At 64.0% G+C, this 1,061-nt stretch carries 1 protein-coding gene; it reads left to right on the top strand.

Going from position 1 to position 1,061, the window contains the following annotated elements; translation table 11 throughout:
- Positions 1–95 precede the first annotated feature (95 nt).
- Positions 96–1,045 (top strand): IS630 family transposase gene (locus PGP17_RS14915; protein ID WP_270376220.1). Its coding sequence is split into 2 segments (ribosomal slippage): positions 96–438 and positions 438–1,045, totalling 951 coding nucleotides; the frame shifts between segments, so codons are not numbered across the junction.
- Positions 1,046–1,061: the final 16 nt, after the last annotated feature.

Genomic DNA, 1,061 nt, shown 5'->3' with positions numbered 1-1,061 from the left:
CTAGAGCAATTTCATTGATTTCAGAGTCGCGAGGGATTCACACGGGGCGCGAAGTATGATTCTTGGAGTGTCATCGTTGAACCGGGAGGGTCTGGATGGCACGGGCGATGAGCGAGGATCTGCGCTGGCGGGTGGTACAGGCGGTCGTCGAGGACGGGGTGTCCACGGCCGAGGCGGGCCGACGGTTCTGTGTGGGCAAGTCGACGGTGGGCAGCTGGGTGCGGCTTTACCGGCGCACCGGCAGCGTGACGCCGGGCAAGAAGGGTAATCCGGGCCGGTCCTGTCTGGATGCGCACGAGGCTTTCCTGCTCGATCTGATCGATGAACGCGCCGACATCACGCTGGCGGAAATGGCCGAGCGCCTTGAGGCGGCCCATGGCCTGCGCGTGCAACAAAGCACGTTATGGTACTTTCTCGACCGGCGCGGGCAGACTTTTAAAAAAAGACGGGCCACGCGGCCGAGCAGACCCGGCCGGACGTCCATGTCCGCCGCGTGAGCTGGTTCGAGCGCCAGCCGGAGCTGGACCCCGAACGACTGGTCTTCATCGACGAAAGCGGGGTGTCGACCAAGATGGCGCGCTTGTACGGCCGCGCGCCGAGAGGCGAACGCTGCCGGGCCCCGATCCCGCACGGCCACTGGAAGACGATCACCTTCACAGCCGGGCTGCGCCTGAACGGTGTGGCCGCGCCCGCCCTCGTGGACGGCGCGATGAACGGCGAAACCTTCCTGACCTGGGTGGAGGGCATGCTGGTGCGCGAACTGGAACCCGGCGACATCGTCGTCATGGACAACCTGCCGGCCCACAAGGTCGCCGGCGTGCGCGACGCCATCGAAGCGGCTGGCGCCAGCCTGCTCTACCTGCCGCCATACAGTCCCGACTTCAACCCGATAGAGAAAGCCTTCTCAAAGCTCAAAGCCCTGTTGCGCAAGGCTGCCGCCCGCACCGTCGATGACCTCTACAGCGCTGTTGCCACTGCTATCGACGCCATCACGCCAGCCGAATGCATCAACTACTTCCAAGCCTGCGGATATGACCTCGATTAGAATGAAAATGCTCTAG

Origin of the sequence: Marinicauda sp. Alg238-R41, assembly GCF_947331485.1 — a bacterium.
In the GTDB taxonomy this organism is placed as follows: domain Bacteria; phylum Pseudomonadota; class Alphaproteobacteria; order Caulobacterales; family Maricaulaceae; genus Marinicauda; species Marinicauda pacifica.
The sequence above is the reverse complement of the archived record's forward strand: the minus strand, read 5'-3'. Positions and strand labels throughout refer to the sequence as shown.